Source organism: Arthrobacter sp. Soil782, assembly GCF_001428435.1.
Lineage (GTDB): Bacteria > Actinomycetota > Actinomycetes > Actinomycetales > Micrococcaceae > Arthrobacter_D > Arthrobacter_D parietis.
Genome location: NZ_LMSO01000012.1, coordinates 86,269 through 108,703 on the forward strand (window position 1 = coordinate 86,269; position 22,435 = coordinate 108,703).

Consider the following 22,435-nt stretch of genomic DNA (forward strand, 5'->3'; position numbering starts at 1 on the left):
CGCTTACGCGTTCCCGTGGGCCTAACGTCGGCCGGATCCGGCTGTCCGGATGTCCAGCTCCACCGGCGCGGTGGCGGTACTGCCGTGCGCGTTCGAGAAGACGGCCCGCACCAGCAACCCGTCCTGCCCGGGAGTAAGCTTCTTCAGCTCCAGTTGTGATCGCCGCCGGTCTCCGGAGTTGATCGTAGTGGGCTGGTCGGCAACGAGCTGCCACGTTTCGCCGTCGTCTACCGATGTTTCCCACTCCGCGACCGGCGCCGGTGTGCCCGTAGCCTCAGCGCGGAAGGTCGCCTTTCCGCCGACGACGGCGGCGTCCGGCTGCGGAGCCTCCGTCACCTGTGGAAGATCGACGGTCTGGTTGAACTCAGGCCAGCCATCCACCCAGTCGATCTTCTGGAGTCCCAGCGTGGGGAAGTAGGGGATGTCCTTGTTGCCGCCGTCGTAATAGTGGAAGGCGAGGTAATCGCCGAAGACGGACTGGCCGCCCGGCCCCGTGATGGCACCGTGTGCGTCCAGCACCACAGACCCTCCGCCGCCGAACATGTCCCGGCCGTCCTTGTCGAGGTACGGGCCTGTGACGGATTTCGACCGGCCCACCGCGACCTTGTAGGTGGAGTCGCCGCCGCGGCAGCAGGAGTCGAACGAGACAAAGAGGTAGTAGTAGTCCCCGTTCTTTGTGATGTACGGAGCTTCGATGGGATTACCAGCCATGAACCTGTCAGCGATATTCACTGTCTGGGACTGCCAGTTGTCGACGGGCTTTCCGCTGGGCCATTCGATCGGGACCAGGAAGATGCCGTACCAGAAGGAACCGATGGCCATGTAGGGCTTGCCGTCCTCGCCCTCCACGATGCCGGCGTCAATCGCGTTGAACGTTTTATTTGGATTGTTGGGGTCCAGGCCTGTGGCGGGGGAGGAGACCACGAGGCCCTGGTCAACCCATTCATAGTCGGGATCCTCAGGGTCGAGGGTGGTGTTGGTGGCCAGTGCGGTGAGGGAGTTGTTGCCGCCGAACCGGGACGCCGAGTAGTACAGGTAATACGTGCCGTCGTTCTCGTAGATCTCGGGAGCCCAGAGGTTGCCGGGGAGCTCGCCGTCGGAGAAGTGTTCGTCGATCCACGCGGGAATCTCGTCCCAGACCGTACCGGTGTACTCCCAGGTGGTCCCTTTGTCATGCGAGGACCAGGCCTGGATGGTTCCGCCGTTCTCCCTGTTGACCAGGCCTGTGGAGTAGACGTACCAGGTGCCGTCGCTATCGATGATGAGGGCTGGGTCATGAATGGGGGAGGTCTGACCCACAACAGTCTTTCCGCCGGGTAGATCTTCGGCGAAAGGAGTGCCCTGGGCGGTCCAGGTCTGTGGAACGTTGTTCTGGGTATTGCCGGACTGGATTGCCGGGGCGGTAGCGGTACCCGTGAGGATGAGGCCTACGCTCATCCCGACGGCGGCTGTCGTTTTGGTAATAGCGGCTGTTGCTTTAATAAGGCGCTGGCTTTGCGGTGATCGTGACGTCATTATCACGGTCCTTTCGGTCCGGGAGGCGGTGCAAGATTACAACGTTGCAAATATCGCACGCGCGTTCCTGGGCGTCAAGGGGTGCTTGGGGTGTGCCTGCCGCCGATACGTCCCGCGCCGCCGGCGCGGCCATCTGCGGACAGTGGGTGCGCGGCGCCTCAGATAGCGGTTCGGGTTGACGATAGCGGTTAACCTCTATCATTGCCGCGAACCTCTATCGCTGACCGGATTCGCTATCACTAGGCGCGCGGGGGGTCACCGAAGACCCTGACGAGAGTCCGCAAGAGTTCCCCGCCGCCGTGTCCCGCAGAAACTTTCAACGACACTGTTGACGGGCCAGTGTGATCTATGCCATTCTCGTTTTCAACGTTGTAATCAACGTTGTAACTCCGGCTTCGCAATCAGGATGAACTGGTGTGCCGCCCACCCTCTAACCGGAAGGACCACGTGATGATGAAGTCACGTACCATCACCAAGACCATCGCCGCAGCAGCGGCGGCAAGCTTCCTGCTCAGCGGATGTGCTGCTGCTGCCGGCGGAGGCGACGACGACTCCCTTACCTTCATGTACCGCGGCGGGCCTGATGACAAGAAGGCCTACGAGCAGGCAGTCGCGCAGTTCGAGAAGGACAACGGCGTAGAGGTCGAGATGATCCAGACCACCGCCGACCAATACAGTACCAAGCTCAAGGCGGCCATTTCCGGCCGGCAGATCCCCGACGTCTTCTACATCAGCCCTGGCGAAGTCCAGGCGTACGTGAAGAACGGCATCATCAAAGACATCACTGAGTACGTTGAGGGCTCCGAGAGTATCGACCTGGACAACATTTGGGATTACGGCGTTGACAGCTACCGCTTCGACGGGCAGCTTTCAGGCCAGGGTTCAATCTACGCACTACCGAAGGATGTGGGCCCCTTTTCCTTCGGGTACAACAAGACCATGTTCGAGGAAGCGGGTATCCCGCTCCCGGATCCGGATAAGCCCTACACCATGGAAGAGTTCGTCGACGTAGCAAAGCAGCTGACCAAGGACACCGACGGCGACGGCAAGCTGGATCAGTGGGGCACCGGCCTGAACGTGGTCTGGAACCTGCCGGCGTTTGTCTGGTCCAACGGCGGATCCTGGCTGAATGAGGACCGCACCGAAGTCACCATCGACACTCCGGAATTCGCTGAAGCGCTGCAGTGGTTCGCTGACCTCCAGAACGTGCACAAGGTGACCCCGTCCGCCGGCGAGGCGCAGACCCTGGACACCTACCAGAGGTGGATGAAGGGCGAGATCGGCTTCTTCCCGGTCGGTCCCTGGGACCTGGCCACCTACGAGGAACTTCCGTTCGAATACGACCTGATTCCGTACCCCGTCGGTGCAACCGGTGAACCCGCCACCTACACCGGAACCCTCGGCATTGCAGTCTCCAACTCCACTGAGCTCCCGGAGGAAGCGGCGAAGCTTGTAACCTATCTCTCCGCCAACGAGGAAGCACAGCAGACCCTCACCGACGCCGGAGTCCAGATCCCGAACCTCGAGGACATGGCCGAGGAATGGGCGAGCGACGAAACCACCAAGCCCGCCAACAAGGAGGAGTTCCTTCAGGTGATCCGGGACTACGGCCGCCCGCTCCCGAGCGAGCTCACGTACAACGCCGAGTGGTATGACGAGTTCTTCACCAACATCCAGCCGGTACTGGACGGTGAGAAGACTGCGGCTGAATACGTCAAGGAAGCGCAGCCCAAAATGCAGCAGTTCCTGGACTCGGCCAACCAGCAGGCAGGTATCGGCGGCTAGACCGCTGCAGCACTAACGATGAACTGACCCGATCGGGTGCCGCGGCCAAGCGTTGACCGGCCGCGGCACTCTCCAGCCAGGCTTCCGCCCGGCCATCCCCACCCCTCCTGAATCAACGAGGATCTCAGATGTCCACCACCACGCGCCGGTCACGGCTACACCGGCAGGAACATCTGACTGCGCTGGCGTTCGTTGCCCTGCCGGTTATCGGGTTTCTGCTGTTCACCCTTTACCCGATGCTGTTCTCCATCTACGCCTCATTCACCGACTGGAACGGACTCACCCCTCCGGTGTTCAGCGGACTGGACAACTACATCACCATGGTCCAGGACCCCTATTTCCTGGAGTCCATGTACAACACGTTCTTCCTGATGCTCGGGATCCCGATCGGGCTGGTCATCTCACTGGCCCTGGCGCTCGCCATGAACCGGAAGATGCGCGGCTCCACTTTCTTTCGCACCGTCTACTACGTCCCGGTGATCTCCTCGATCGCCGCAGTGGCCATCCTGTGGCAGTGGGCGTTCAACGGGGACTTCGGCCTCATCAACCAGGTCCTCGCGCTCGTCGGCATCGACGGACCCAACTGGCTGCAGGACACGGCAACTGTGAAACCGGCCCTGATCATCATGGCCATCTGGAAGGGCCTGGGCTTCTCGATGCTGCTCTACCTGGCCGCCCTGCAGTCCGTTCCCCGTCACCTGTATGAGGCCGCGGCCCTCGACGGCGCCGGCGCCTGGAAACAGTTCCGCCACATCACCGTCCCGATGGTCCGCCCGGTCACCTTCTTCCTGGTCGTGACGAGCATCATCGCAGGATCCCAGGTGTTCGTCGAAATCAACATCATGACCCCGACGGGCGGTCCGGAGTTCTCCTCCGCCACCATTGTTTGGTACATCTGGCAGAAGGCTTTCGACAACCTGCAGATGGGCTACGCATCCGCCATGTCGATTGTGCTCGGCCTCATGGTGTTCCTTATTACCTTCATCCAGTTCCGGCTCAACCGCCGCAACCAGTTTTCGATTGATTGAGGCAGGTCACCATGTCCTCCCAACGCGTCCTCCCATCCCCTCCGCCGCTCAAGCCCGAGCAGGAGTCCCCGGACCACACATCATCCCGCGCAACTTCACACACCAAGGCGCGCACCAGGTTGTCCATCGCGGAGCGAAAGCACCGAGTGGGAAACGCCATCGTGACGATCGTGCTCTCGCTCGGCGCCGTCGTCATGGTTGCTCCGCTGCTGTGGACATTCTCGACGTCGCTGAAAACCCGTGAGGGCGTCTTCGCCCTTCCGCCGCAGTGGATTCCTGATCCCTTTGTCTGGGAGAACTACCTTCGGATCTGGTCTGCCGGACCGCTGCTCACCGGTATCCAGAACAGTCTCATTGTGGCGGGCACGGTCACGATCGTCGGGACGCTCTTTTCCGCGCTGGCATCCTTTGCCTTTGCGAAGATGCGGATGCCGTTCAAGAACGTCCTGTTCCTGAGCCTGCTCGCAGCACTCATGGTGCCCTTTCCCACGCTGATGATCCCGCAGTTCACCATGTTCGCCTCGATCGGCTGGGTGGACACCCTGCTTCCGCTGATCGTGCCGTTCATCTTCGGCAACATCATCATGATCTTTTTCCTGCGCCAGTACCTGAACTCCGTCCCGGATTCGATCATCGAGGCAGCGAGGATCGACGGCGCCTCCTACCTGCAGATCTTCTTCAAACTGATCTTCCCAATCATCAAACCCGCGATCGCCGCGCAGTTCATCCTGTGGTTCATGGCCGTCTGGAACGACTACCTTGCGCCCATCATCTACCTGAACTCGCCCGAGGTGCAGACGCTGCAGCTGGTCATCGCGAACTTCAACGCCCAGTACGCCATCCAGACCGACTACCCGCTCATCATGGCGGCTTCCTTCGTTGCTCTGCTCCCCGTGCTGATTGTCTTCATCGTGTTCCAGCGCCAGATCATCGAGTCCATCGCACTCACCGGTTCGAAGGGCTGAGACATGACACTCCTGGAAAAGCTGCAGCCCGCACTGACCACAGGCCCGGAAACCTGGGGCGCCCGCCACGCACACGACCCCACCGTGGTGAGGGACGACGACGGCACCTACTACCTGTTCTCGACCGACGCGGTTGCCAACTCAGCGAACATTCCCGCGGGAGTGCATGTGCGCTCCTCACCGGATCTCCTGGAGTGGACGTACCGCGGCACGGCGCTGGACGGTGTGCCTGAACCCGCCTTCGAGTGGAGCGGCGCGAAGGGCCTGTGGGCGCCGGAGGTTGTCCGCTGGCCGTCTGCTGCGGGGGAGAACCGGTGGCATATGTACTACTCGGCCTCCACCTTTGGTTCCAGCACGTCGGCCATCGGCCTTGCCGTCGCGGACAAGCTCACCGGGCCGTGGGAAGACCGCGGCCTGGTGGTCCGGACACTCGCCGGCAGGGATTCGCAGAACGCGATCGATGCCGCCGTCACCTTCGACCGGAATGGCGACCCGTGGCTCACCTACGGTTCCTTCTTCTCCGGCATCCATACGCTGCGCCTGAACCCGGAAACGGGTATGGCTCAGAGTCCTGAAGACCTGGGAACCTGCATTGCCCGCAGAAGTCCGGACGTCGACCGCGCCATCGAGGGAGCCTTCATCCAGTACCGCGCGGAGGATGACCGCTACGTCCTCTTCGTCTCCTACGATTCGCTGTTCAATACCTACAACGTCCGTGTTGCGGTGGCCGAAGAGATCACCGGGCCCTACCGCGATGTGAACGGCGCCGACATGACGGACGTCGACACCGCTCCCCACGCTGTAGGCACGAAGGTTCTGGGCAGCTACCGGTTCGACGGCGACACCTCCTGGCTGGCGCCCGGACACAACTCAATCCTCACCGTTCCCACCGGTGAGAGCGGTGTGGAGGAACAGTTCATGGTGCACCACGTTCGTTTCGCCGAAGATGCCACTCAACACATTGTCCAGCTTCGCCGGGTCTTCACCACGGCGAAGGGCTGGCCCGTGGTCTCGCCCCAGCCCTACGCCGGGCCGGAACGCGAAACCCTGGCGTCTGCCGCAGGAATCACCGGCATCTGGCGAGTGGTGCGGTTCGCGCCGGGATCTCCCGAGCCGGTCGAAGCCCAGCCTATGACCGTGCACGACGACGGCGCCGTCACCTCCGCCGGTGAACCCTGCAGGGCGAGCCTCACCCTCTCCGGAGACGGGGTCGACGCACACCTGGATGCAGTTGTCTTCGGATCGTGGGACTTCTCGCGGAACAGGTCCGCGCTGTCCTTCAGCGGAATCGACGAGCACGGTGTTGTCTACTCCGGAACCCAGGGAGCCTGATCATGCGCAACGACAACCTGCATACCGACACCCCGGGCTGGGCGGGACGCCTGATGGACTGGCTCCGGTTTGTCCTCCAGCTGGTTCTCCTGAACCTTCTCTTCCTGACAGGCGCACTGGCTGGGCTGGGGATCCTCGGGATCTTTCCCAGCGCTGTCGCCACCACTGCGCTTCTGGCACGCCTCCGCGCTGGAGATCCCGGGGACCGGCTGATCAGCGACTTCGTCACCGCCTACCGTGCGCAGTTCCTTCACGCCAATAAGGTCGGCAGTCTGTTCGCGCTCGCCGGCCTGCTGGCCGTCCTCAACGCAGCAACCCTCGCTCAAGCGGAGGGAGGCATGCAGGTAGTGCTCAGCGCACTGGCCGTCGTCGTGTCCGGAGCGCTGGCAGTGTCAGCGGGTGCCGCCGTCGTAATGTGTTCCCGCTACCGGGATACGGTGCGGCGGACCTGGCGCTCCGCGCTGGTGCTTCCGCTGGCCTCGCCCGTGATGACGCTGAGCTGGCTGGTGACGATGGCCGGCGTCGCCGTTCTGTTCACCGGCGTCAGCGCACTGCTGCCGCTGGTGGGGGCATCGCTCCCGCTGTTGGTTTCCGGGCTGCTCATCGGGCATCGCCTTGACACTCTTGCCGGATACAAGGCCGAGAACAAGACCCAGAACGACGACGGCGCCCCCGCACGCCGCCTGCATCCCGGGAGGCAGCACTACCTCACCGCCTGACTTCGAGCTTGAACACAGACGCACAGACCACCCGATAGAAAAGGATCTTATCCGTGACCACCACCACCACGCCCGATTCGACGGCGGCCACGACATCCGCGGCAAGCGGCGAGCTTCCCGTGGAAGCGCCGACCACCATCCGCATTGACCGTTCCGCCGTAGTCGCGCCCGTCAGCCCAAGAATCTTCGGCTCCTTCGTTGAGCACCTCGGCCGCTGCGTGTATGACGGCATCTACGAACCCGGTCACCCGACCGCCAACGAGGACGGCTTCCGCATGGACGTCGTCGAGCTTGTCCGCGAACTCGGCTCCACGACCATCCGCTATCCCGGCGGCAACTTCGTCTCCGGCTACCGCTGGGAAGACGGCGTAGGCCCCCGCGACCAGCGCCCCGTCCGCCGCGACCTCGCCTGGCATTCCATCGAGACCAACCAGGTAGGCCTCGAGGAGTTCGCGCGCTGGTGCAAGCTGACCGGCTCCGAGCTGATGATGGCCGTCAACCTTGGCACCCGCGGCATCGAAGCGGCGCTCGACCTCCTCGAATACGCCAACCATCCCTCCGGCACAGCGCTGAGTGACCAGCGCATCGCCAACGGCGCCAAGGAACCCTATGACATCCGCATGTGGTGCCTGGGCAATGAGATGGACGGGCCCTGGCAGATCGGGCACATGTCCGCCGAGGACTACGGGAAGATCGCCGCCCGCACTGCGTCCGCCATGAAGACGGCGGACAAGGACCTCGAGCTGGTGGTGTGCGGTTCCTCCGGTTCCTCGATGCCGACCTTCGGTGAGTGGGAGCGCGTGGTCCTCGAGCAGAGCTATGACTATGTGGACTACATTTCCTGCCACGCGTACTACCAGGAGCGCAACGGGGACCTCGGTTCCTACCTCGCCTCCTCGCTGGACATGCAGTACTTCATTGAGACTGTGGTGGCCACGGCGGACCACGTCAAACACAAGCTCAAGAGCAAGAAGACCATCAAGCTCTCCTTCGACGAGTGGAACATCTGGTACCTCGAGGAGCACCAGGCATCCGATGAGGTCAACGATGAATGGCGCGTAGCCCCGCGCCAGCTCGAAGACACGTACTCCGTCGCTGACGCAGTAGTCTTCGGCAACCTGCTGATCACGCTGCTGAAGAACCATGATCGGGTGGCGTCGGCGTCGCTTGCCCAGCTGGTCAACGTCATTGCACCGATCATGACCGAGCCCGGCGGCGACACCTGGCGCCAGACCACCTTCTTCCCCTTCTCCGTCACCTCGCGGCTGGCGAAGGGTGAGGTGCTGCGTCCGCAGATCGACGCCGGCACGTACTCCACGAAGGTCTACGGCGACGCGCCGCTGGTCGATGCCGTGGCCACGGTCGACGGCGGGAAGTCGGCGCTGTTCCTCGTCAACCGCAGCCAGACCGAGACCATTGACGTGTCGGTCGACGTGAAGGATCTCGGCGCCGAAGTCATCACTGAGGCGCTCACCCTGCATGATGAGGACGTCTACGCCAAGAACACGCGTGAGGACCAGTTCCGGGTGGGCCTGAAGCAGCTGTCCGGCGCAGTGCTCGACGACGGTGTCCTCACCGTCTCGCTGCCTCCGGTTTCCTGGTCAGCGATCGCCCTCGGCTAGTGAAACGACGCGCAGCGGCCTGGTCCGCCACCCTTGCACTCACTATTGGGGTGGCGGGCTGTGCCGCGCCGGCGTCCTCGCCGTCCTCGTCGGGGGAGTGGGAGCTGAGCGGGGACTATTTCACGCACGATCCCGCTTTGGTAGCCGGTCCCTCACACGACGGGGATGACTGGTTCGTCTACTCCACCGGCGACGGGCAGGTGGCCGACGGCAATATCCAGGTCCGCCGCTCGGACGACGGCGTGCACTGGGAATACGCAGGCGAGGTGTGGCAGGAGAAGCCGGAGTGGCTCACCGAGGCGGTCCCCGGCGTCGACAATTTGTGGGCACCGGAGCTCTACGAGCACAACGGCACCTGGTACCTCTACTACTCCGCGTCCACGTTCGGTAGCAATAACTCGGTGATCGGGCTGGCGACGAATACCACCCTCGATCCGGAGGACCCCGCCTATAAGTGGGTCGACCAGGGCGAGGTCATTGCGTCGGCGGGAAAGAATTTCAACGCCATCGACCCCGGCATTGCGGAGGATGCGGACGGCACGCCGTGGATGAGCTTCGGCTCCTTCTGGGGAGGCCTGCAGCTTGTGGAGCTCGAGTGGCCGTCGGGGTTCCTCGCCGATCCGGCCGTCGAGCCGGTCACTATCGCGGACCGGGGGACACCGCCGAATGCCATTGAGGCGCCGTACCTGATTGAGCGCGACGGCTACTACTACTTGTTCGTCTCTAAGGACTTCTGCTGCAAAGGCCTTGAGAGTACCTACAACATGGCGGTCGGGCGGTCCACGGAGATCAAGGGGCCCTACGTGGACCGCGACGGTGTGTCCATGCTCGACGACGGCGGGACTCCCTTGCTGGCCAGTGACGGGCCGCGTGTGGGTCCGGGCGGCCAATCCGTTTCCGGTGACCTGCTCGCCTTTCACTACTACGACGAAGCACTCGACGGCGCGTTCCGGCTCGGCCTGGTTCCCTTGACCTGGGAGGACGGCTGGCCTACAGCGCGCTGGGAATAGGTGGCACCGGCTGCGCCGAGGTGAGACGCTGAAGCAATGTCATACAGCAAGGGAACCAAGGTCAGCTGGAACACGTCGCAGGGCAAGACGCACGGCACGGTCGTGGAGAAAAAGGACAAGGAGTTCACGTTCGACGGTCAGAAGTTCAACGCCTCCAAGGACGAGCCGTACTACATCGTCGAGAGCGAGAAGTCGGGCAAGCAGGCCGCCCACAAGGAAAGCGCGCTCGACAAACAGTAGTGGGAATGTTTCCGGCTGTTCGCTGGTTCAACTAGATGCAAATGCATGAAGCGCAGCGAAGGAGAACCGGCACATGGAAACACGCCGAGTAGTAGTGGTGTCAGGCGGCATGGGAACGCCATCGTCAAGCCGGATGCTGGCGGATCAGCTCGGAGAGGCAGCCCGTCGCGAGCTCGAGCGCGTCGACGTGCACACCGACATCACCACCATCGAACTGCGCGAACTGGCCGTGGACATCGCGAACAACATGGTCACCGGCTTCGCTCCGCCTGCGCTCGCAGACGCGCTGAAGTCTGTGGCGGATGCTGATGCGCTCATTGTTGTCAGCCCGGTCTTCTCCGGCTCCTACAGCGGCCTGCTGAAATCGTTCTTCGATGTCCTCGACAACACCGCACTGGACTCGATGCCCGTCCTTATCGCCGCAACCGGTGGCAGCGTCCGGCACTCACTCATGCTTGACCACGCCATGCGCCCGCTCTTCACGTATCTCCGGGCCCGCGTTGTCTCGACCGGGGTCTACGCCGGTCCCGAGGACTGGGGAACCGGATCTGACGGCGCACCGGCACTGGATCAGCGCGTCACCCGCGCGGCCGGCGAACTCGCGGGCATGATTGCGGGAACGACGACGGCGCGTCGCCCCAACAGCGCGCAGGCCTCCCTTCCGTTCGAGCAGCTCCTGGCGCAGGTGCAGGGCCGCTAGTTCCTAACCCGCGCTGCTGATCCTCCTGCCGCCCTTCCCGCTGAACATGCGGGTTCGGTGGGAACGGGCGTCTTCTTCCCACTGAACGCGCCGGTTCAGTGGGATAGTCGGAGCCCGGGTTTCACATCCGGCGGGGCTGCATCAGCAGGCGTAACCGTGTTTTGCTGGACCCATGAATCGGATAGCAGTGGTGGGAGCAGGAATCGTCGGGCTGGCTACGGCACATGCCCTTCGGAAAACGGGCGCGGACGTCACTATTTACGAGTCCGGAACGCCCGGCGGCGGACAGTCCGCCGGTGACGGGCGAATCTTCCGGCACGCCCATGACGACGTCCGGCTTGCCGGATTCGTTAGCTCCAGCCGCACTCTCTGGCGGCAGTGGGAGGCCGAGTTCGGTGTGGAACTGGTGTCCGATGCCGGAGCGGTGGCGATCGGCGACAGCGTCGAGGACAAGCTGCGCATCCTCAGCGACCTTCCACATATCCGCGTGGCGCTCCTGGCCCAGGGCCAACTCGGATCCGCTCTGCCGATCCTCGCTGATTTCCAGGGTAAGGCCATGCTCGATGTGGACGGCGGTGCTATCCGTACGCTCGCCGCATTCCGTGCGCTGACCGTGAGCCTGCAGGCCGCGCTGGTGGCGGATCACGTACTGACCGTCCAGCACACCAGCGACGGCGATGTCGAAATTCGTACCGGAACCCGGGTGGACCGTTTCGACCATGCTGTCCTCTGCGCGGGCCGAGGCACGGCCCCACTGGCGCGGAATGCAGGGCTCGAGATCCCCGTTGAACTTGCCGCCCATGCCCGCGTGACGTTCGAGGTACGGGAAGCCGCCGGAACTCCGCTGCCCACCTTCCAGGACGGCAGCGGAACTTTCGGAGAAACCGGAGTCTACGCGGCCCCTTCAGCCGATAACCGTTCCTACTCGGTAGGCCTCAGCGAAACAACCAGGGTACGGCAGGACGGAAGCCTCGCGGATCCTCCTGCACTCGAATCCCTCGCGGACCGTGCAGCGGCCTATGTCCGCCACGCTTTGCCGGGACTGAATTCCGAGCCGTCCGGCTACGTGCACTGCTGGGTGACCCGTCTGCCCTGGGGGGAGGACGGTGTCGGGGTCTGGTCCACAGGCAAGATCAGCGCCATTGCCGGCCATAACCTCTTCAAACAGGCACCGGCGCTGGGGGAGGCGCTGGCCGAAACTGCGTTGTCCGGCGTCGTGCCGTCCCTACTGCGTCCGGAAGCGCAGCTCGGCAAGGGCTGATCCGCCGGCATTTCCCGTGCCGTGAGCCTCAGTGCATCGTGAAGGTGCGGGCTACGGCATCGTGAACGCTGGGTACTCCGGCCATCCTGCCCATCACCCGATTACGCAGTCCCAGCATGCCCGGCGGCAGTGGACGCCCAAGGATCATGTTGATGTGCGCCTGACGCGAGGCTGCCAGGGCTGCCCGGCGCCGCTCCTCGTTGAAGCGCCGAAGTCCAAGCCCGACGTCGGTGCCCGCCAGCGAAGCGATGACCAACGGCACGAGCTGCACGGCATCGAGCCACCCCAGGTTCATGCCCTGCCCGCCAATAGGGGACACCTCATGCGCGGCATCGCCGATCAGCGCAATACGCCCCTGCACAAACCGTTCCGCTATGCGCCGCCGTACCGCAAAGGAGCTCAACATCGTGTTGTTCCGGGTATCGACGCCCACACCGGTGCGGCTCGCCACCAGCTCCGCGACTGCCTCGGCCGTGGGGTCTTTCACCAGCGACGGCATCCGCACAACCCAGCGTCGGACCGAGCCGGGCAACGGGAAAGACTCAACAATCCCGGCCGGCTCCAGGTACAGGGCAGCGGTGCTTCCGTCACCGGTGGTGTCAGGGAAATCGCCCATGACGTAGGCGTCGGGATACGGCCGGATGCTCCCGCCGATGCCCGCCGCATCGCGTACGGTGCTTCTGGCCCCGTCGGCCCCGATGAGCAACGTGGACCGGTGGGTGCCGTTGTCCGTAATGGTCAGAACCTCACTCCCGACGTCGTGAACGGCCTCGACGGTTTCGCCCCTGCGCAGCGCGTCCGGTGCCAGCTCAGCGAGCCGCTCCGAAAGGATGCGCTCCGTCTGCTCTTGGGGGATCGCGAGCACGTAACGGTGCCTGCCGGGAAGGGACGAGAACGACAGCTCCGCGACCGTCCGACCGCGGCTCCGCGCAACACCGCCGGGGATCTGAACGCCCGCGGCAACCAGGCTCTCCGCTACTCCAGCCTGTTCCAGTGCGGCAAGCGCCGGTGGGTGGATGCCTATCGCCCGGGAGTGCGAACTGCGCTCGGTGCGGCGCTCCAGGACCTGAACCTCAACACCTGACTGCGCCAGCAGGATCGCGGCGTACAGCCCTACCGGCCCACCGCCGACTATCAGGACATCAGGCACGGTGCACCAGCAGGTTCCGGAACGGCACCTGCCGCTCCACGCGCCAGCCAGAAGGCACGACGGCGCGCAGTTCCTCCGCGAGGTAGCTTCGCCGGATCGACGTCAGCCCGTCCTCGCGGATGTAGGAACCGGGCAACGGCAGGGTGGCCACGGAGAACAGTGCAAACCCCACCCGGGTCCGCGACAGGTCACTGTGCAGGGCGAGCCGCGTGCCCAGCTTCTCCGAATCGCTGAGCAGTCCGCTCAGCTCGTCCGGCGCGAGGTGGTGGAGCACATGGTTGGAGGTAACGACGTCGAACTGGGCACCTTCGGCGACCAGTTCCGAACTGAACGCGCGCCGGAACGTGAGCCCCGGCGTCGTCGGTTGGCTGTTTGCGAACGCATTCGCGCGTGCGTCGGGGTCAATCGCGGTGATCTCCAGCCTGAAGCCGTCGCGGGCAGCCCAGCGGGCAAGCGCGCGGGGGATGTCGCCGCCGCCTGAGCCGATGTCGAGCAGCGTATTGGTACGCGACGTAGGCAGGACTGGCCGGATGTAGCGCGCCCAGGTGCGATGCCAACCGGCGACCGAACGGTTGACGAGCGGGAACTGGGCGTAGGTGCGGTCGAGCTTGGACGGATCGCAGTCCGGCTTGTCCATCTCCTCGATTGCCGTGAGGTTCCGGGAGGCGAGGAAGGTCATTCAGGCGGATGTCTTGGTCAGGAGGGCGGTTTCCACCGTGAGCCCCGGCCCGAAGGCCATCGAGCAGATGCGCTCATCGGTGTCCGAGCCGGGCTGGTCCAGGATGTGCTTGAGGACAAACATCACGGTGGCGCTGCTCATGTTCCCGTAGTTCCGCAGCGTTTCCCGGGCGGGGACCAGCTGGTCATCACTGAGCTTCAGCTTGGCCTGCACCTTGTCCAGGATGCTGCGGCCGCCCGGGTGGATGGCCCAGTGCTCGATGTCCCGGTACTCAAGCCCGATCAGGGACTCATCGCGCTCGAGCAGGGGGGCGAGGGCGCCGACGATGTGCTCGTCGATAATGTGCGGCACGTAGGTTCCGAGGACCATCTCGAAACCCTCGTCCCCGATGTTCCAGGCCATCGATTCCTCGCCGACCGGGGTCAGGGTGGTTTCGAAGAAGTCGAGGGACAGGGCAGGTCCCGACGGCGGCGCCAGATCAGTCCGCGCGGTAATGACCGCTGCCGCTGCGCCGTCGGCAAAGAGGGACGTCCCCACAATCGTGTCCGGGTTGTTGGAGGACCGCACGTGCAACGAGCACAGCTCGGCGCTGACCACGAGGACCACTGCGTTGGGATCGGCGTCGCAAAAAGATTTCGCCGCGCGCAGCGCCGGGAACGCCGCGTAGCACCCCATGAAGCCGAGGTGGTAGCGCTGTGCGGACGGGTTCAGGCCCAGTGCACGGACGATTTTGTAGTCCGGGCCCGGGTTGAAGAACCCGGTGCAGGAAACTGTCACCACGTGCGTGATGTCCTCAGCTTCAACTCCCTCTGCTGCATCCAGCGCTTTCTGTGCAGCTTCCACGAACAGCTTGGTGCCGGCTTCGGCGTAGACCTCGTTCCGGGCCTTGGTGCCCGGGCTGAGGATGGTCATGGTGTCCGAGTCGAAGAACACCGGGGCCTCGCTGTGGCGTTCGAGGGTGAGCTCCTCCACCGCCGTGTAACGCGTATCGATGCCGGAGGAATCGAACGCGGCAGTCACCAGCCGCTGCCCCAACCTGTTCAGCCCCGGCTGCGCTGCAAAGACATCCCGTACCTGGGACTGCACCATGACGGTGGTCGGTACGGCGGTTTCGAGGGACCTCATCAGGACTGTCATAGTTCATTGTTAGGCGACCGAGTAACTGAACACAATACGAACCAGTCCGCCGGGAAGTCTGCTGCCCCTGCGCTGTGCCTCTGAGACGCCCGCCGCCCGTGGCGTAGCGTGTTGCTATGGCACTGCTCCGGAACGTACAACGACGACGCACACGCGGCCCCGAGCAAGCGGGCCGTATGCTCCGCCATGGCTCGGTGTGGGCGGTATCGGCGGTGCTACTGGCCGGGTGCAGTGCGGCACCTCCGAACACCGCTTCGGAGTCTCCTGAAACATCTGCCTCGTCTTCCGCAGCCACGCCAACCGCTTCAGAAACGCCGACTCCCGGGTCCTCGCCGACCGCACCTGCAACGCCCACTCCGTCTGCAACACCCACGCCCTCTGCCGAACCCACCCCGGAGCGTTTCGAGCTTCCCCGCGGCGGGGTGGAATTGTTTCCGGACTACCGCCTTGTCGGGTTCAGCGGGCATCCCTACTCAGCCGCACTGGGCAGGCTCGGCATCGGTGCAATCGATGAGCGGGTGGACGAGATCGAGGCACTCGGGAAGGAGCTGGCCGGCGAGCGCAAGGTGATGCCGGCGCTGGAGCTGATTGCCGTCGTCGTGCAGGCTGATCCGGGTGCCGACGGCGCCTACCGGACCCGCGCGTCCGATGAGATCATCAGCGGGTACCTCGAGGCCGCCCGCAGGCATGACGGGATGCTGATCCTGAATGTCCAGCCCGGCCGGGCGAGCATGGCGGAGGAAGTCCGTGCGCTTGAGAAGTGGCTGGTGGAGCCGGATGTCGGTGTGGCGCTTGATCCCGAGTGGGACATTACGGCGGAGCAGCTTCCCGGGCGTTCCTACGGGCACACCACGGGTGAGGAAATCAACGAGATTGCTGCGTACCTCGATGGTCTGGTGACCGAGAATAACCTTCCGCAGAAGCCGCTCGTGTTTCATCAGGTCGCTCCCGGCGTCGTCAGTAATGTGGCGGCGATCCAGGAATACGCAGGGGTGGAAGTTATCCGGAGCGTGGACGGAATCGGGTCCGCGGCGATGAAAATCGAGACCTACAACCTGCTGATGAAAGACCTCCCTCCGACTGTCCACCCAGGGTTCAAGCTGTTCTTCGAGGAGGACGTGGTGCTGGGTCCGCTGATGACGCCGGCCGAGGTCCTGGCGCTCACACCGCAGCCGGAGTACGTTCTGTACGAGTAGGACCCATCCAGAGTCCCTGTGTTGCCGAACACAGGTAAAGGCTTCTTTGAGGGATGGTGGACATGGCGGTTCGATCGGCAGCACTGGTTGGTGGCGCCCTGCTCGCTGCGCTCTTCACCAGCGGATGCATGGCTGTCGAGGAGAACCCGCTCGACGTGAACTCTCCGCGCTCGCAGGAGAACGTCAGCGCGGTCCAGCAGACGGTGGCGGACTTCGGTGAGGACCCCCTGAACCTCGCCGAGAACGGCGCCACGCTCTGCGCCACTCAGCCTGACATCGGTTACCAGGAATTCACGGTCCTGGTGCACAACGAGGCGCTTGAAACCTTCACTCTCGACGACGTCACCCTGCAGAATCCTGAGGGGCTCACCCTCGTGAGCGCTGAGGTGTCCACGGCCAACCGGGAGGGTCACCACAAGGCACACGGCGAGGACGACGGCGGCGCTCACGGCACGCACAGCGCGGAACCGGCGCCTGCAGCTCCTGCCGAGACGGCTGAGCCGGCCGGCCCGGTTGAGCCGGTGCCAGCGGAGGGCTACAACATCACCACCCATGAGTACGTGAATTTGGTGGTGGCGGTCTCGATCGCTGACGGTGTTGACGGAGGCACGTCCCAGGGCGTTTCCGTTGCGTACTCTGCCAGTGGACAGGAATTCACGGGTACCCACCCGCTTGCGATCGAGCTGAACCGCGAGAGCTGCGCCTAATCCTCCCTCCACAGCGGGGCAGCCTTTTAGATTGCTGACTGCGTGAATGCCACAATGGCAGGCGTGAGCGCACCAGTTACTACTCCCTTGTCCATCTTCAAGCAACTCGCTGAGGAACTCCGCGTCCAGCAATGGCAGATCAAGGCCGCGGTGGACCTGCTCGACGGCGGATCAACCGTTCCCTTCATTGCTCGCTACCGTAAGGAAGTAACCGGAACCCTTGACGACGCACAGCTGCGTGAGCTGGAGGAGAGGCTGCGCTATCTGCGCGAACTTGAGGAGCGGCGCGCGGCCGTGCTTGAGGCGATCGAAGCGCAGGGCAAGCTCACCGCTGAGCTTCGTGCCGCCGTCGTCGGTGCTACCACCAAGGCGCGGTTGGAGGATATCTACCTGCCTTTCAAGACCAAGCGGCGCACCAAAGCTCAGATTGCACGGGAAGCCGGGCTGGAGCCGCTCGCGGACTCACTTCTCGCCAACCCATCGCTCGAACCCGTTGCTGAAGCAGGCCGCTTCCTGAACGAGAGCGTTCCCACGGCCGAAGACGCGCTGGCCGGTGCCCGGGCGCTGCTCGTGGAGCGTGCCGGGCAGGACGCCGACCTGCTCGCTGACCTGCGTGAACGGCTGTGGAGGCAGGGCCGGCTGCGCTCGCAGGTGGTTTCCGGCAAGGAAGCCGAGGGCCAGAAGTTCTCCGACTACTTCGACTTTGTGCAGGCGCCGTCCGCCATGCCGTCGCACCGGGCCCTGGCACTGCTGCGCGGCGAGAAGGAAGGCGTGCTGCAGCTGACGCTCACCGAGGCTGACTCCACCGACGCTGAGGCTGCGTTGCGTGCCAAGCGCCGCTTCGAGAACTCCGTGGCCGCCTTCCTGGGCGTTGCGGATCAGGGCCGGCCGGCGGATGCGTGGCTCATGGTGACGGCCCAGCAGGCCTGGCGACGGTTGCTCGCCAAGCTCTCGATCGACCTCCGGGTGCGGCTGTTTGTGGAGGCGGAGACGGAAGCGGTGCGGGTCTTCGCTGCGAACCTGCGCGATGTGCTGCTCGCGGCGCCCGCGGGTGGACGTACCACCATCGGGCTGGATCCCGGCCTTCGGACCGGTGTGAAGGTCGCCGTGGTGGACGGGACGGGCAAGGTCCTCGAAACAGCGACAATTTATCCGCACGCCCCCGCGAAGAAGTGGGATGACGCGTTGACTGTGCTCTCGCGGATGGTAACCACCCACAACGTCGAGCTCATCGCCATCGGCAACGGCACGGCGTCACGGGAGACGGACAAGCTTGCGTCCGAACTGATCTCGCTTATGTCCGGGCGTACCCTGCAGAAACTGGTTGTTTCCGAGGCAGGCGCGTCGGTGTATTCAGCGTCAGCGTTGGCATCGGCGGAGCTGCCTGAGCTGGATGTGTCGCTGCGTGGTGCTGTGTCGATTGCCAGGCGGCTGCAGGATCCGCTGGCCGAGTTGGTGAAGATTGACCCGAAGTCGATCGGCGTAGGCCAGTACCAGCATGACGTGAGTCCTGCCAAACTGGAGCGCTCGCTTGATGCCGTGATCGAAGACTGCGTGAACGCCGTGGGGGTGGACGTGAATACCGCATCGCTGTCGCTCCTGACAAGGGTGGCCGGCGTGGGGTCCCTGCTGAGCGGGAATATCGTTGCGCACCGGGATGCGAACGGACCCTTTGCACGCCGAAGCGACCTTCTAAAGGTTCCCAGGCTTGGCGCCAAGGCGTTCGAGCAGTGTGCAGGCTTCCTCCGGATTGCCGGCGGACCTGAGCCGCTGGATGCCTCCAGCGTGCACCCCGAGGCTTATTCTGTGGCGCGGCGAATGGTGAACGACGCCAGTGGCTCGCTTCGGTCACTGAACCTCGCGGAGTACGTTGACGATTCGATCGGGCTGCCCACGCTGCAGGATATCCTCACTGAGCTCGAGAAACCGGGGCGGGATCCGCGGCCCGCGTTTGTCGCGGCCTCCTTTGCTGATGTCGAGAAGATTTCAGATCTGCGCCCGGGAATGATCATCGACGGGGTGGTCACGAATGTTGCTGCTTTTGGCGCGTTCGTGGACGTCGGGGTGCACCAGGATGGGCTGGTGCACGTTTCAGCGATGGCCGACCGCTTCATCAGCGATCCCCATGAAGTTGTGAAGTCCGGCCAGGTAGTAAAGGTCAGGGTGTTGGAGGCGGACCCGGACCGCAAACGGATCTCCCTCAGCCTGCGCCTTACTGAGGACGCCGCGAACCGGGGGGCCAGACCGGACAGTGGGGCGCGGGGCGGCGGGTCCGATCGTCGCGCGCGACGCGGTGAAGAGACGGACCGCCGTCGTCATCCGAGCGGTGGGCAAGGGGGCAGTCCGAAGCCCGGCTCTTCAAAGCCGGGAGGCATCTCCAGCGCGGGAGCGGCGAAGCAGGGCGGCAAGGGCGCACCGGCTCCGGCGAACAGCGCAATGGCGGAGGCGCTTCGGGCTGCGGGGTTGGCGCCGCGGGACTAGCGCGGGCAGCGACAACCGCGGCTTTCCAGTTCCGGACACGAAAGAGCCCCGCAACGGGAACGTTGCAGGGCTCTTTCGTGTGTAGCTGAAACCTTAGGCAGGCAGCTGCAGAACGTCGCCGGTGAAGATCAGGTCGGCGTGGATGAGGGTGTCGGCGTTGGCCTGGTAAAGGGCCTGCCATCCACCTTCGACGCCCAGCTTGGCAGCAATGGTGCTGAGGGTGTCGCCGGACTGGATGGTGTAGGTGTCACCGGACAGCTGAACGGCAGGAGCCGCAGGCGCCTGAACAACTGGTGCCTGAACAACAGGAGCCTGGACAACAGGTGCCTGGACAACAGGTGCCTGGACAACAGGAGCCTGAACCTGAACCTGCTGCGACTGGACCTGCACAGGGGCGGGTGCCGGAGCAGCGGGGATCGGAGTCGGGTTGGCGCCGGCGGTCAGGCCGAGCTTGGCCGAGCATGCGGGCCATGCGCCCCAGCCCTGTCCGTCGAGGACGCGCTCAGCAACAGCGATCTGCTCTGCGCGGCTGGCGTCCTGGGGGAGGCCCTGGCCGCCGAAGCCGGCCCAGGTGGACGGGGTGAACTGCAGGCCGCCGGAGAAACCGTTGCCGGTGTTGATGCCCCAGTTGCCGCCACTCTCGCACTGTGCGAGGGCGTCCCAGGTGCTGGCAGGAGCAGCGTTGGCTGCGCCTGCGGAAGCGGTGATTCCAACACCGACGAGAGCTGCCGCTGCAAATCCACGGCGCGCGTTAAGAGTAAGTTTCTGGTTCTTCATATGGGTACGATGCTCCAAAAGGCCACCTGCACTCGTTCCGTCCCCGGACGTCTTTGCGACGTTGCTCACCCTTGACTGATCATTGGTCTTGTCTGTGGTGTCTGCCGGACGAGCAACGTACGGTGGAGGGACAGCACCAGGGCATTATGTGGCAGACGCGTAGAGCGCCGTCTGCTTTGTGGATACCCGAAGCGGGTTCCTGTCTACCGTAGACTGTTTTGCAATCGTTGCCAAATCGAGACGTGGCGGTTATTGACGGAAAACGTGCAGAGGTTCCTTACCGCGCAGTAGTGGAAACCCCGCAGACCACTGTAAAACATAGGAATGGACGCGCACCGGACAGTCACCTGTGAAATCCCTATGAGATGGTCAGACATGGACGCCTACGGGCACATCAATAACGTCCAGGTGGTGCGGCTTCTCGAGGAAGCGCGTATCCAGGCGTTCGGCCCGCCGGGAGGGACCGGTGCCGCGGGCCAGGATCCGCCGGTGCCTCTCTTCAGCTCCGTGGCCGCAGGAGTGCAGGCGCTGGTGGTGGAACACCGCATCAAGTACACGGCCACCCTGGACTACCGGAACGTCCCGTTGAAAATCGAGGTGTGGATTGCAGACCTGAAAGCTGCGAGCCTCAACATCGCGTACCGCATCCATGATCCGGTGACTCGCCGGGTGTGCGTGCTGGCGCAGACCACGCTGGCTTTCGTGCACGGCGAATCGGAGTCGCTGCTTCGCATCACTGCTGAGCAGAAGCAGCAGCTGGCGCCCTACGTGGGCCCCGGCCTCTTCAGATAGACCCATGAGTTGGCAGGACACGCCCCGTATGGGCGCTCAAAAGGGGTGTGTCCTGCCAACTCAACGAGGGGTCAGGCGGCGATGTAGCCGTTCGGGTTCAGCACGTACTTGGTGGCCGCACCCTTGTCGAACTCCTCGTAACCCTGCGGTGCCTGGTCCAGCGGAATCGGCTTGGCATTTACGGCCTTGGCGATGTGCGCCTTGTCGTGCAGGATCGCCATCATGAGGCCGCGGTTGTACTTCATAACCGGACACTGGCCTGTGGTGAAGGACAAAGACTTCGCCCAGCCGGTACCGAGCGAAAGCGACAGGGAACCGACCTTTGCTGCCTCGTCAATTCCGCCCGGATCACCCGTGACGTAGAGTCCCGGGATGCCGAGCGCGCCACCAGCGGCGGTTACCGACATGAGCGAGTTCAGCACGGTGGCTGGAGCCTCGTGCGAGGAGTCCTTGCCGTGACCGCGGGCCTCAAACCCGACGGCGTCAACGCCACAATCCACCTCCGGCACTCCGAGGAGCTGCTCGATCTGGTCCTTGGGGTCGCCCTTGGAGACGTCGACCGTTTCGCACCCGAAAGTGCGGGCCTGTGCAAGCCGCTCCTCATTGAGGTCGGCCACGATGACGACGGCGGCACCCAGCAGCTGCGCGGAGAGTGCAGCCGCCAGACCCACCGGGCCTGCGCCCGCGATGTAGACCGTGGAGCCGGTGGTGACGCCGGCCGTGTAGGCACCGTGGTAACCGGTGGGGAAAATATCCGAGAGCATCGTCAGGTCCAGGATCTTCTCCAGCGCCTGGTCCCGATCCGGAAACTTCAGCAGGTTCCAGTCCGCGTAGGGCACCAGGACGTACTCTGCCTGGCCACCGACCCAGCCGCCCATATCCACGTAACCGTAGGCGCTGCCCGGCCGGTCAGGGTTGACGTTGAGGCAGATACCGGTCTTGCGTTCCTTGCAGTTCCGGCACCGTCCGCAGGAAATATTGAACGGAACCGAGCAGATGTCACCTTTCTTGATGAATTCGACATCGCTTCCGACCTCCACCACCTCGCCGGTAATTTCGTGCCCCAGCACGAGGTCCGCGGGTGCGGTGGTCCGTCCACGGACCATGTGCTGGTCCGAGCCGCAGATATTTGTGGCGACAGTCTTCAGGATGACGCCGTGATTGACCTTTCTGCCGACGTTCGCAGGGTTGACCCCGGGACCGTCCTTGAGTTCAAACGTGGGGTAGTCGGTATCGATGATCTCGACCTTGCCGGGGCCCTTGTAGGCCACAGCCCTGTTTCCTGACATGGTGATCCTTCCGATGTGATGGGAGTTCGTCTTCGAACATCCCTTTCAGA

At 64.0% G+C, this 22,435-nt stretch carries 20 protein-coding genes; 14 read left to right on the forward strand and 6 right to left on the reverse strand.

What is annotated here, in order from left to right; all coding sequences use genetic code 11:
* Positions 1 to 21: 21 nt before the first annotated feature.
* The gene (locus tag ASH00_RS15510) at positions 22 to 1,515 is read right to left on the reverse strand and encodes an arabinan endo-1,5-alpha-L-arabinosidase (RefSeq protein WP_235563347.1); all 1,494 of its coding nucleotides are present in this window, start codon (positions 1,513 to 1,515) and stop codon (positions 22 to 24) included.
* Positions 1,516 to 1,965: 450 nt separating this feature from the next.
* On the opposite strand from ASH00_RS15510, the gene ASH00_RS15515 reads away from it, so the two are divergent.
* The 10 genes from ASH00_RS15515 to ASH00_RS15560 all read left to right on the forward strand — a co-directional run bounded on the left by ASH00_RS15515 (position 1,966) and on the right by ASH00_RS15560 (position 12,177).
* Positions 1,966 to 3,300, forward strand: a complete 1,335-nt coding sequence (locus ASH00_RS15515; RefSeq protein WP_157359180.1) for an ABC transporter substrate-binding protein — start codon at positions 1,966 to 1,968, stop codon at positions 3,298 to 3,300.
* Between the two features lie 128 nt (positions 3,301 to 3,428).
* On the forward strand, positions 3,429 to 4,328 hold the full coding sequence (locus ASH00_RS15520; protein WP_056550175.1) for a carbohydrate ABC transporter permease: 900 nt from the start codon (positions 3,429 to 3,431) through the stop codon (positions 4,326 to 4,328).
* 11 nt (positions 4,329 to 4,339) lie between these two features.
* Positions 4,340 to 5,293 (forward strand): carbohydrate ABC transporter permease, encoded by a 954-nt coding sequence (locus tag ASH00_RS15525; RefSeq protein ID WP_082566201.1) that lies wholly within the window; start codon positions 4,340 to 4,342, stop codon positions 5,291 to 5,293.
* Between the two features lie 3 nt (positions 5,294 to 5,296).
* Positions 5,297 to 6,625: an arabinan endo-1,5-alpha-L-arabinosidase gene (locus ASH00_RS15530; RefSeq protein WP_056550177.1), complete on the forward strand. Its 1,329-nt coding sequence runs from the start codon at positions 5,297 to 5,299 to the stop codon at positions 6,623 to 6,625.
* Positions 6,626 to 6,627: 2 nt separating this feature from the next.
* Positions 6,628 to 7,344: a YesL family protein gene (locus ASH00_RS15535; protein WP_056550180.1), complete on the forward strand. Its 717-nt coding sequence runs from the start codon at positions 6,628 to 6,630 to the stop codon at positions 7,342 to 7,344.
* 119 nt (positions 7,345 to 7,463) lie between these two features.
* A complete protein-coding gene (gene arfA / locus ASH00_RS15540) occupies positions 7,464 to 8,966 on the forward strand; it encodes an arabinosylfuranosidase ArfA (RefSeq protein WP_056550338.1) in 1,503 nt (500 codons plus the stop codon).
* On the forward strand, positions 8,966 to 9,976 hold the full coding sequence (locus tag ASH00_RS15545) for an arabinan endo-1,5-alpha-L-arabinosidase (RefSeq protein WP_235563348.1): 1,011 nt from the start codon (positions 8,966 to 8,968) through the stop codon (positions 9,974 to 9,976). The genes arfA and ASH00_RS15545 overlap by 1 nt, the downstream gene beginning before the upstream one ends.
* A 36-nt stretch (positions 9,977 to 10,012) precedes the next feature.
* The gene (locus tag ASH00_RS15550) at positions 10,013 to 10,216 is read left to right on the forward strand and encodes a DUF2945 domain-containing protein (RefSeq protein WP_056550188.1); all 204 of its coding nucleotides are present in this window, start codon (positions 10,013 to 10,015) and stop codon (positions 10,214 to 10,216) included.
* A 73-nt stretch (positions 10,217 to 10,289) separates the two neighbouring features.
* The gene (locus ASH00_RS15555) at positions 10,290 to 10,916 is read left to right on the forward strand and encodes an FMN reductase (RefSeq protein ID WP_056550191.1); all 627 of its coding nucleotides are present in this window, start codon (positions 10,290 to 10,292) and stop codon (positions 10,914 to 10,916) included.
* Positions 10,917 to 11,088: 172 nt separating this feature from the next.
* A complete protein-coding gene (locus ASH00_RS15560; RefSeq protein ID WP_082566202.1) occupies positions 11,089 to 12,177 on the forward strand; it encodes an NAD(P)/FAD-dependent oxidoreductase in 1,089 nt (362 codons plus the stop codon).
* A gap of 28 nt (positions 12,178 to 12,205) precedes the next feature.
* On the opposite strand, the gene ASH00_RS15565 is transcribed toward ASH00_RS15560, so the two are convergent.
* From ASH00_RS15565 to ASH00_RS15575, 3 genes are read right to left on the reverse strand one after another with little or no spacing between them, the layout of a single operon-like run.
* Positions 12,206 to 13,327 (reverse strand): FAD-dependent oxidoreductase, encoded by a 1,122-nt coding sequence (locus tag ASH00_RS15565; protein ID WP_056550196.1) that lies wholly within the window; start codon positions 13,325 to 13,327, stop codon positions 12,206 to 12,208.
* A complete protein-coding gene (locus ASH00_RS15570) occupies positions 13,320 to 14,006 on the reverse strand; it encodes a class I SAM-dependent methyltransferase (RefSeq protein ID WP_056550199.1) in 687 nt (228 codons plus the stop codon). The genes ASH00_RS15565 and ASH00_RS15570 overlap by 8 nt, the downstream gene beginning before the upstream one ends.
* Positions 14,007 to 15,143, reverse strand: coding sequence for a type III polyketide synthase (locus ASH00_RS15575; RefSeq protein WP_056550202.1), 1,137 nt, complete (start codon positions 15,141 to 15,143; stop codon positions 14,007 to 14,009). It abuts the gene before it with no gap.
* 116 nt (positions 15,144 to 15,259) lie between these two features.
* On the opposite strand from ASH00_RS15575, the gene ASH00_RS17125 reads away from it, so the two are divergent.
* The 3 genes from ASH00_RS17125 to ASH00_RS15590 all read left to right on the forward strand — a co-directional run bounded on the left by ASH00_RS17125 (position 15,260) and on the right by ASH00_RS15590 (position 19,527).
* A complete protein-coding gene (locus ASH00_RS17125) occupies positions 15,260 to 16,339 on the forward strand; it encodes a hypothetical protein (protein WP_268760532.1) in 1,080 nt (359 codons plus the stop codon).
* A 62-nt stretch (positions 16,340 to 16,401) separates the two neighbouring features.
* Complete coding sequence (locus ASH00_RS15585) at positions 16,402 to 17,046, forward strand: hypothetical protein (protein WP_157359181.1); 645 nt, start codon at positions 16,402 to 16,404, stop codon at positions 17,044 to 17,046.
* Positions 17,047 to 17,100: 54 nt separating this feature from the next.
* The gene (locus tag ASH00_RS15590) at positions 17,101 to 19,527 is read left to right on the forward strand and encodes a Tex family protein (protein ID WP_056550208.1); all 2,427 of its coding nucleotides are present in this window, start codon (positions 17,101 to 17,103) and stop codon (positions 19,525 to 19,527) included.
* 93 nt (positions 19,528 to 19,620) lie between these two features.
* Here the strand turns inward: ASH00_RS15590 and ASH00_RS15595 are convergent, their stop codons facing one another.
* The gene (locus ASH00_RS15595; RefSeq protein ID WP_056550210.1) at positions 19,621 to 20,304 is read right to left on the reverse strand and encodes a LysM peptidoglycan-binding domain-containing protein; all 684 of its coding nucleotides are present in this window, start codon (positions 20,302 to 20,304) and stop codon (positions 19,621 to 19,623) included.
* Positions 20,305 to 20,664: 360 nt separating this feature from the next.
* On the opposite strand from ASH00_RS15595, the gene ASH00_RS15600 reads away from it, so the two are divergent.
* Positions 20,665 to 21,096, forward strand: a complete 432-nt coding sequence (locus tag ASH00_RS15600; protein WP_056550342.1) for an acyl-CoA thioesterase — start codon at positions 20,665 to 20,667, stop codon at positions 21,094 to 21,096.
* Positions 21,097 to 21,167: 71 nt separating this feature from the next.
* On the opposite strand, the gene fdhA is transcribed toward ASH00_RS15600, so the two are convergent.
* The gene (fdhA, locus tag ASH00_RS15605; protein WP_056550213.1) at positions 21,168 to 22,385 is read right to left on the reverse strand and encodes a formaldehyde dehydrogenase, glutathione-independent; all 1,218 of its coding nucleotides are present in this window, start codon (positions 22,383 to 22,385) and stop codon (positions 21,168 to 21,170) included.
* Positions 22,386 to 22,435: the final 50 nt, after the last annotated feature.